At 72.1% G+C, this 9086-nt stretch carries 5 protein-coding genes and 1 pseudogene; all 6 read right to left on the bottom strand.

All coding sequences use genetic code 11. The features are described 5' to 3' along the window. A pseudogene (locus ABT324_RS32860) lies at positions 1 to 317 on the bottom strand (2,3-diaminopropionate biosynthesis protein SbnB); the annotation flags it as partial. Positions 318 to 346: 29 nt separating this feature from the next. Beyond that, positions 347 to 1318, bottom strand: a complete 972-nt coding sequence (locus ABT324_RS32865; protein ID WP_351185651.1) for a TauD/TfdA family dioxygenase — start codon at positions 1316 to 1318, stop codon at positions 347 to 349. Next, positions 1315 to 3717 carry a non-ribosomal peptide synthetase gene (locus tag ABT324_RS32870; RefSeq protein ID WP_351185654.1) on the bottom strand — a complete coding sequence of 801 codons (2403 nt, stop codon included), beginning with the start codon at positions 3715 to 3717 and terminating at the stop codon, positions 1315 to 1317. The genes ABT324_RS32865 and ABT324_RS32870 overlap by 4 nt, the downstream gene beginning before the upstream one ends. A 1-nt stretch (position 3718) precedes the next feature. Beyond that, positions 3719 to 6460 (bottom strand): ferritin-like domain-containing protein, encoded by a 2742-nt coding sequence (locus ABT324_RS32875; RefSeq protein WP_351185657.1) that lies wholly within the window; start codon positions 6458 to 6460, stop codon positions 3719 to 3721. After that, complete coding sequence (locus ABT324_RS32880) at positions 6457 to 7716, bottom strand: cytochrome P450 (RefSeq protein WP_150068747.1); 1260 nt, start codon at positions 7714 to 7716, stop codon at positions 6457 to 6459. The genes ABT324_RS32875 and ABT324_RS32880 overlap by 4 nt, the downstream gene beginning before the upstream one ends. 242 nt (positions 7717 to 7958) lie before the next feature. Further along, positions 7959 to 9086 (bottom strand): ABC transporter permease (locus ABT324_RS32885; RefSeq protein WP_351185660.1); only part of this gene is annotated, 1128 nt, incomplete at its 5' end.

Genomic DNA, 9086 nt, shown 5'->3' on the forward strand with positions numbered 1-9086 from the left:
TCGTGGTCGTTGAGCACCAGCACCGCCGAGGCGCGCGGGATGCCCGCCGCGACGTTGTCCGGGAAGCTGGAGATCCACTTGATCCCGTCCACCGCGGCGTCGCCGCCGAGCGCGGCGGGCAGCGCGATGATCCGGGAGTTGGGCCGGTCGGGGAAGCGCAGGAAGTACGACGGCGGGTTGACGGTGCCACCGGCGCCGTGCTGCCGGTAGGTGTCCGCGACGATGTCCACGACCTCCTGCTGCCGTTCGTGCAGCACCTGCTGCACCTGGCCACCCGGGATCACGACGAAGGGCGGGACCTGGACGTGTGCTGACATGGCCGGAGCTCCGTGTGCGGTCGAGCGCCTCAAGCGGACGCGGTGGTCGGGGAGTGGGCGGGAAGCTGCTGGGGCGAGCCCATCGCGACCAGCACTTCGCGGTCGCCGCGGTAGGGCTCGCGGCTGTGCGCGCAGGCCAGGTTGTCGACGACCAGGACGTCGCCGTCCTGCCACGGCGTGCAGCGGGTGTGCTTCTCGTAAACCTCGTTGATCAGGTCCACCACGTCGGGCTCGATCGGTTCGCCGGACCCGTAGCGGCTGGTGAACGGCAGGCCGTCGGGGCCGAGCTCGGCGACCAGGTATTCGCGGACCTCGGGTTGCATGGTCCACTCGCTGAGGAAGGCGATCTGGTTGAACCACAGGCGGCGGGCGCTGCGCGGATGCGCGATGACCGCGCGGCGGCGCTGGGTGGTGCGCAGCCCGGAGTCGCCGTCCCACTCGAAGTCGATGGCGTTGTCCCGGCAGTAGCGCTCGACCTCCGAGCGGTCCTCGGTGCCGAAGGCATCCTGCCACGGCATGCCGATCGCGCCGCCGTAGTTGCGGACCAGCTGCCAGCCCTCCCGCTCGAACCGGTCGACGAGATCGGCGGGCAGGGCCTCGAGCACGGCACCGGCGTCGGCCACCCCCGTCCCACCCCCGGACTCCGGGGCGCGCAGGCAGGTCACGACGAGCAGGCCCGGGCAGCGGAGCGCGTAGCTGAGCTCCTGGTGCATGCACATCGGTTGGTTGGCGGGCCACTCCGAGGAGGAGTAGACGCCGTCGGCGCAGGTGCGCCGCCGGGCGAACCCCTCCTTCTCGGGCAGCAGCGGGGCGGCCAGCGCCCGGCTCACCGACACCGCGTGGTCGACAGTGGACACTCCGGTGCCGCGGATCACGAACGCGCCGAGATCGTCCACCAGCTCGTGCAGCGCGGCGCGGTGCTCGGCGACCCACCCCGGTCCGGCCGGTGCGTCCGGGGCCTGCACGACCGGGGTCCGCCCGGCCTCCTCGAAGATCTTCACGGGGATGCCTTTCCGGTCGGCCGCTCGTCCAGCAGGGCAGCCAGCGATGCCAGCACGGGTGCGTCGGCGAAGTCGCGCAGCGCGATGCGCTGCTCCAGCCGGGTCAGGAGCTGGATCGCGGACAGCGAGGTGCCGCCGCGGGCGAAGAAGTCGTCCTCGCGGCCGATCTGGTCGGCCGGTACCCCCAGCACCTCGGACCACAGCAGCGCCAGCCGCTGCTCGGTGGGGGTCTCGGGCGGGGCGTGCGGCGCGTCGGCCGAGGCGCGGTCGGCCAGCTCGGTCAGCGCCTTCCGGTCGATCTTGCCGTTGTCGTTGACCGGGAGCGCGTCGAGGTGGTGGAAGCGCTCGGGGACCATGTAGTCGGGCAGCGCCTGCGCCAGGGGGGCCGCGAGCTGCTCTGCGGGCCTGGCCGGTCCGGTGTGGAACGCCACGAGGTGCTTGCCGCCGCCCGGGTCGGTGCTCACGACCACGGCGCTGTCGCCGACCCGGGGGATGCGCAGCAGCTCGTTCTCGATCTCGCCGATCTCGATGCGGAAGCCGCGGATCTTGACCTGGGCGTCCCGGCGGCCGAGGAACTCCAGCTTGCCTCCGGGCAGCCAGCGCCCCAGGTCACCGGAGCGGTACAGGCGGTTGCCCGGCCGGTGCGGGTCGGGCAGGAACACCGCGCGGGTGCGCTCCTCGTCGTTGATGTAGCCGCGCCCGACGCAGATCCCGGAGAACACGATCTCGCCGGGGGCGCCCAGCGGCACCGGCCGCAGCTGCTCGTCCACGACGTAGACGCGGGTGTTGCGCACAGGTGGGCCCAGCGGCACCCGGTCGTGGGCCGGGGGCTCGGTCATCACCTCGTGGTTGGTGTCGTCGGAGGTCTCGGTGAGGCCGTAGGCGTTGACCAGCCGCACCTGGGGCAGCGCCCCGAACCAGCGCTCGGTGAGCTCCTTCTTCACCGCTTCGCCGGTCACCGACGCGCACCGCAGGGCCAGGCGGTCGGCGCGCTGGCGGAGCTCGTCGAGCACCACGTCCAAGTAGGACGGGACCAGCTGCACCACTTCCACGCCGTGGTCGACGAGGTGGTCGGCGAAGCGGGCGCCGTCGACGATGGTCGCCTGCTCGACGAGCACGGTGCGGCCACCGATCAGCAGCGCAGCCACCAGTTGCCACAGCGAGATGTCGAAGCACTGCGGCGCGGTCTGGGCGATGACCGCGCCCTCCCGCAGGCCGAGGTCCTCGATCTTGGCCAGGACGTGGTTGAGCATGCCCAGGTGCTCGCACATGGCACCCTTCGGCTCCCCGGTGGAGCCGGAGGTGAAGTAGATGTAGGCGAGCTGGTCGGCGGCCACCCGCTGCCCGGGGTGCTCGGCGGAGTCGCCGATCCCGGCCAGCGGCACGGCGACGACCTCGTCGCCCAAGTCGGCGTGCGCGGCCTCGCCGGTCAGCGCGATGCGGCACTCGCTGCGCCGCAGCATCCGGTCGACCCGGGCGGCCGGGAACTCCGGGTCCACCGGCAGGTAGCAGCCGCCCGCCTTGAAGATCCCGAGCACGGCCGCCATCCAGTCCAGCGTGCGGTCGGACACCACGGCCACCACGTCCTCCGGGCGCAGCCCCCGGTCGAGCAGTTCCCGCGCGATGCCGTTGGCGCGCTCGTCGAGCTGCCGGTAGCTCCACTCGGTGCCGCGGTGCACGGCCGCGATCCGGTCGGGGTGGGCGCGGACGCGTTCTTCGAAGAGCTCGTGCAGGCGCCGGTCGGGCAGGTCCCGGTCCGGTCCGGCCAGCCCGTCGAGCTGCAGCTCCAGTTCGGCGAGCGGGAGCAGGGAGGCGCTGGTGTGGCGTTCGCCGGGCTGCCGGGTCATCAGGTCGAGCGCGGCGCGGTAGTACTCGCCGAGCCGTTCGACCTGGTCGGCGCTGAACTCCCCGGTCCGGAAGGACAAGCGCAGCCGGTCGCCAGCGGCGTCGGCCCGCACCCGCAGCGGGTGCGGCAGGGCGTCGGGGCCGTCGGAGAGGTCCAGGACTGCGTCGATCGGCGACCCGCTGTCGAGCAAGTCCGACGGGCAGGGCTCGTTCGCCCGCAGGTCGGCTTCCGCGTCGTGCACCGCGGACGCCAGCGCGCGCCAGGAGTCCTCGTCGGACAGCGCGACGGAGCACGGCAGCACGACCTGCGCCGGTCGGTAGCCGGTCAGCACCTGCGGTTCGCCGGTGACGGCGGCGATGACCTTGACGTGCGCGGTGAGCAGTGCGACTTCGACCGGCACACCCAGCGCCCGCGCCGCACCGCGCGCGGCACCAGGTGCGAGCTGGACCTCGTGCACGGCGGTGTCGCCGGTGGCCGGTCCCCGGTCCGCCCAGCGGGGCAGCGGGGTGCCGCGCCGTTCCACGACCGCCGCCCAGAACTCCCGGGGCGGCACGTCAGAACTCCACGCCGGGGGACTGGAACGCCGGGCCCAGCACGGTCTGCTCCCCGGGGCCCGACGGGGTGGTGAGCAGCTTCCGGGCCTGCACCTGGAGCTGGTACATCAGGCCGACCGCGTCGTCCAGCTCGTCCGGGTGCCCGTTGAACACCCGGCTGAGCCCGGTCATCATGTTCGTGTAGGACTCGTCGCACAGCTGGGAGTCCCGGCGCGCGGCGGAATTGGCCGGCAGCCGGTAGGTGTCCGGGTCGTCCACCATCGGGAACACGCCCTCCGCCTGGAAGCGGATCTCCGGGCCCTCGAAGACCCACTCGCCGCGGTCGTTGCGGATCAGCTGCCGCCCGTTGACGATCTCCTGGAACCGGTAGTAGTGGCCGAGCTCGTCGGGGTCGGCGATCCCGTCGTCGTCCAGGTCGTGCGGGCTGCCCTCGCCCTCCTCGATGATCTGGTGCAGGGCCAGCAGCGCCGAGCGCTTGTCGGTGACCCGGAACAGCGTCCCCGGCGCGTCCGGCCAGCTCACCTGCAGCGCCGGGTCACCGCTGAACAGCCGCCCGCCGTCGTCGAGGCGGCAGATGGCCCGCGCGATCTGGTTGTAGAACCAGCCGATGGTCTGCGGCGTGTACTCGGCCTTGGTGAACCACTCCTCCAGCCGGCGGATCGCGGCGTCGTCGGCGGACAGGACGTTGCCGGCGCGGTCCAGCCGGACGGTGCTGGGATCCAGCACGCGGCCGCGGAACTCGCGACCGTCGACCACCGGGTGCTCGGGTTGCTCGATGGCCATGAACACGTCCCGCACGTGCTCCAGGGACAGCTTGCGCAGCCGCACCACCAGGTCCGGCAGCACCGGGCCGGGCAGCCGACCGGGATAGGTCGGCACCAGCCCCGGGCGCCCGATCTGCGGTTTCCCGCCGATCGCGTTGAGGATGTTGCAGACCTGCGCCATGTGCTGCATCTCCTCCAGCACCACGCCGCGGATCAGCTCGGCGATCCGGACGTTGAAGCCCGGTCTGATGGACAGCAGCGCGGTCAGGTACGGCGGGATGGTCGCCTGCTCCAACCAGACCGCGTGCTGGAGCACGGTGCGGAGCTCCTCGGGCGTGTTGATCTCCAGCACCGGCGGCTGCGGTCCGGACTCCAGCCATTTCACGATCATGTCTCGTTTCCCTGTTGAGAGGTCCCTGGTCACGGGCATGTGGTTGGGCGAGTCCAGCGGGGCCAGCATGGTTCGCCGGATGTAGGTGCGGTGCCGCACCACGTGGTTGTAGTTGCCCAGGTCGAAGACGTCGTGCATGACGGGGAAGAGGTTGGCGTACTGCTGGAAGATCGGCTGCACGTCGCGGAACCAGGTCGGCCGCTCGGGCACCGGGTGGCGGTCGAAGACCCGCACCGACAGGTTCCCGGCCGGGGCGTCCGGCCGCGCGGCGATCCCGAAGGGCACCCGCGCCACCACCCCGTCGATGAACGGGCGGGGGTGCCCGGGGTCGGTGGCGTGCAGCACCACCTCGGCCCGCCCGTCGGCACCGGTGGTGACCTCGCGCGGGAAGCTCAACGCGGGGGTCTGCTCGTCGTTGCCGACGAAGAGCGGGAGCTGCGCGGCGGGCCGCCCGAACCGGGTGGCCACGAGCACCGCGGACGCGGAGTCCTCGGGCGGTTCTGGGTAGAGCCGGAACACGAAGCGCTCGGCGTGCACCGCCAGACCGTCGGGGGCCTCGGCGAGCAGCACCGCGGGCGGGTCGGCCGCGTCGATCACCGCCAGCGGTCGCTGCGCCGCAGCGGCCCGCTGTTGCGGCCCGAGGCGGGCGGTGGCGATCCCGGCGGAGCGCTCGTAGAACTGCGGGTCGATGCCGTCCAGCGGGGCCAGCGGTTCCGGGGTGCCGTCGGTTCGCAGCACCGCCAGGCGCAGCGGACCGACGTCGGCCAGCGGGCCGCCGCGCCGCGTCGCCGGGATGCTGTTGCCCAGGTCGACGAAGACCATCCCGGACTCCTCGACCCGGCAGGGGGCGTGGTTCAGCGGTCCCTCCCCGACGCGCAGCAGGCGGCGCCGACCGCCCGCGGCGTGCTCGGGTTCGCCGGTGAGGTGCGGGCCGATGGAGCCCACGATGCGCCCGAAGGTGATGTTGTCCGGCCACTGCTCCACGCCGTCCTCGACGCCGTCGACGTTGAACTTGATGGACAGCCGCCCGTCCCGGGTGGTCTCCCGCAGGGCCCGCAGCAGCGGTGAGGGCAGCGGGTCGGCCCACTCCAGGTCGGTGAGCACGGACTGGTAGCAGGCGGCCGGGTCCTTGCGCCCGGAGGGCAGGTCGGCGCGCATCCACATGTCGTCCATCGCCGCGGTTCGGAACGTCGCCTTGAGCAGCTGCGCGCCGGTGGCGTCCAGCAGGCGCACCCGCACCCCGCACAGCTCCGAGACGAGCTGGTTCTGCGGGTCCAGGTCGACGAACCGGCCGTGCGCACGCAGGTCGTCGTCGGCGAGGCGGCCCTCCAGCACCGGGTCGACCCCGCGGTAGGTCTCGGTCCGTCCGTCCGGGTAGCAGCCGCTGGTGATGGCCACGTCGGTGAGCCGGAAGGCGTTGGTGCCGACCGGGTTCCACAACCCGTTGATGTCGGGCAGGTTCATCCGCCAGCGGTAGCGGGGCTCGAACGCGTTGTTGTCGAAGTAGGGTGCCGCGTTGTTCACCGTGGCCACATCGGACTGGAAGGTGCCCGCGAAGTTCAGCCTGGGATGCCCGAGGTAGCTCACCGCTGCCCTCCGGTGGCCGACTGCGCCGCCTCGGTGGCCGGGCCGCGGCCCGCCGGGCGGAACCGGACCGGGAGCGCCTTGGCGAAGCGGAAGTTGATGCTGTCCATCCAGGACGGTTCGGGTTCGGCCAGGTGCAGGTCCTCGGTGCGCCGGAGCAGTTCCCGCACGGCGATCTCGATCTCGGCCAGGGCCAGCGATGCCCCCAGGCAGTAGTGGATGCCGTGGCCGAAGGACAGGTGGTCGGTGGCCTTGCGCCGGACGTCGAGCCGGTCGGGATCGGGGTAGCGGCGGGGATCGCGGTTGCCCGCGCCCAGCACCAGGATCACCGTCTGCCCCTGCCGGATGTGCTGACCGGCGATCTCCAGGTCGGCCAGCGCGACCCGGGAGGTGAACTGGACCGAGCTGTCGTAGCGCATCAGCTCGTGAGTGGCGTCGCGGGTCAGCTCCGGGGCCTCGCGCAGCAGGGCCAGCTGGTCCGGGTTGCGCAGCAGCGCCAAGACTGCGTTGCCGATCAGGTGCGTGGTCGTCGCCTGCCCGGCGTCGATGAGCAGCAGGAAGTTCGCGAAGACCTCGTCCTCGGTGAACTCCTCGGCCGCGAGCTGCTCGGCGATGATCCGGCTGAACACGTCCTCGGCCTGGCCGCGCTCGCGCTGTTCTGCGACCTCGTCGAAGGCGGCGCGCAGCGCGTTGACCCGCGGGACCTGCGCGCTGGACTGGGAGAAGAACTCGTGCAGCAGACCTTGCCAGTTCTCCAGCAGCCCGGCGGCGTGGTCGGGCACCCCGGCCAGCCGGGCGATCACGTCGCGGGACAGGGGTTCGGAGAAGTCGCGGATGACGTCCATCTCGCCCCGGTCGGCGACCCCGCTCAGCAGGGAGTCCACTGTGGATTCGATCAGCGGGCGCATCTCGCGGATGAACCGCGGGGTCAGGCCGGGGCGGATCAGCCGCCGCAGCCTGGTGTGCCGGGGTGGTTCGTTGAACAGCATCATGTCCGACAGCGCCCGCGCGAGCGGTTCCAGGTCGCCGCGGGCGGCCGGTGGCAGCTGGGCGTGGAAGTCGCGGATGCGCGCACCGGAGAGCCGTTCGTCCTTGCTGAGCCGGGCGATCTCCTGGTGGCCCAGCACGATCCAGCTGCGCATCAGCTCGTCCCAGAGCACCGGTGCGTGCTGCCGCATCCGGTGGTAGAGCGGGTAGGGGTCGCGGGTCCAATCCGGGTGGTGGAGGTCCAGCAGACTCGGCGTGCTCGCAGCTGGCATGCGGCGCTGTCCTTCCTGCGGCAAGCGGATCGGAAATACCGCGCGGGTCCGGCCGTCGCGATCGGATTCCGCGGACTGGCTGGTTCCGCAGTCTGGATCAGTCCGCGGGCATAATCAAGCGGATCCTCGCGCAGATCAGCGGGTTCCTGCGAGCTTTAGCCATTTGCAAATATGTCTACTGTGGAAGAGACGGGCGGAGCCGCCGCCGGTGGTTCCGGTGCGCGGCTCCGCCCGCGGGTGGTTCACTGCGCGTCGATCGCGTCCAGGATGGGCGTCCCGGCCGCCCGCTTGGCGGGCCAGATGGCCGCGACCACGCCGACCACGACGGTGCCGACGAGCGCCAGCAGCACCGCCGGGATCGGGATGCTGACCCGCCACAGCTCTTGGCCGAGCATGGTGTGCTGCATGACGGTGCCCACGCCGATGCCCACCACCAGGCCGAGAACGCCGCCGTAGAGGGAGATCACGACGCCCTCGACCCGCAGCATCCGGCGGACCAGCTGGCGGCTGGCGCCGACCGCGCGGAGCATGCCGATCTCCCGGGTCCGCTCGATCACCGACAGCCCCAGCGTGTTGACCACGCCGAACACCGCGATGACGACGGCCACCGCGAACATCGCGTACATGACCAGCAGGGCGTAGCGGAAGGTCTCGACGCGCTGCTCGACGAGCCCGTCCCGGTCCGTGATGGCGATGTCGGGCCGGTTCTCGAACGCGGTGCGCAGAGCGGCCTCGGCGGCGGCCGGGTCCGGGCCGCCCGCGTAGATCGAGTTGATGTGGTCGCGCAGGCGGGGGGAGACCAGCGCCTCGTCCAAGAAGATGCTGGCCTGCGCCTCGGTCGCCTCGTAGACCCCGGCCACCCGGGTGGGCACCGCGGTGCCGTCGTCGAGCACCACCTCGATGTCGTCCCCGGGGCCGATCTTGAGCAGGTTCGCCTCGTTCTGCGCCACGATCGCGCCGCTGGACAGCTCGGCGGTGCCCGCGGTGATCTTCGGCGTCAGCACGGTGCCGACGCCCTCCGGGTCGATCGCCGAGACGATCCGCTTGCTGGCGCCGCCCGCGTGGCGGATCTCGGCGAAGGAGTCCCGGGAGGCCATCACGTCGGTGATCCCGGGCAGCGACCGCACCTCGTCGAGCACCCCTGGCGCCAGTGTGGCCGCGCCGCCCGCGGCGGGCTGCAGGATCGCGGTGGTGGCCGGGATGTTCACCTTGATCGACGAGGTCGCCAGGCTGGTCAGGCTGGCGCTCAGCGTTGCGAACGCGCACACCAGACCCAGGCTGACCATCAGCGTGGTGGCGGTGGCCGAACTGCGCCGCGGGTCGCGCGCCGCGTTGCGCACCCCGAGCCGGACGGGCTGGCTCGCGCGGCG

The sequence above is a fragment of the Saccharopolyspora sp. NPDC000359 genome, assembly GCF_040300525.1.
Lineage (GTDB): Bacteria > Actinomycetota > Actinomycetes > Mycobacteriales > Pseudonocardiaceae > Saccharopolyspora.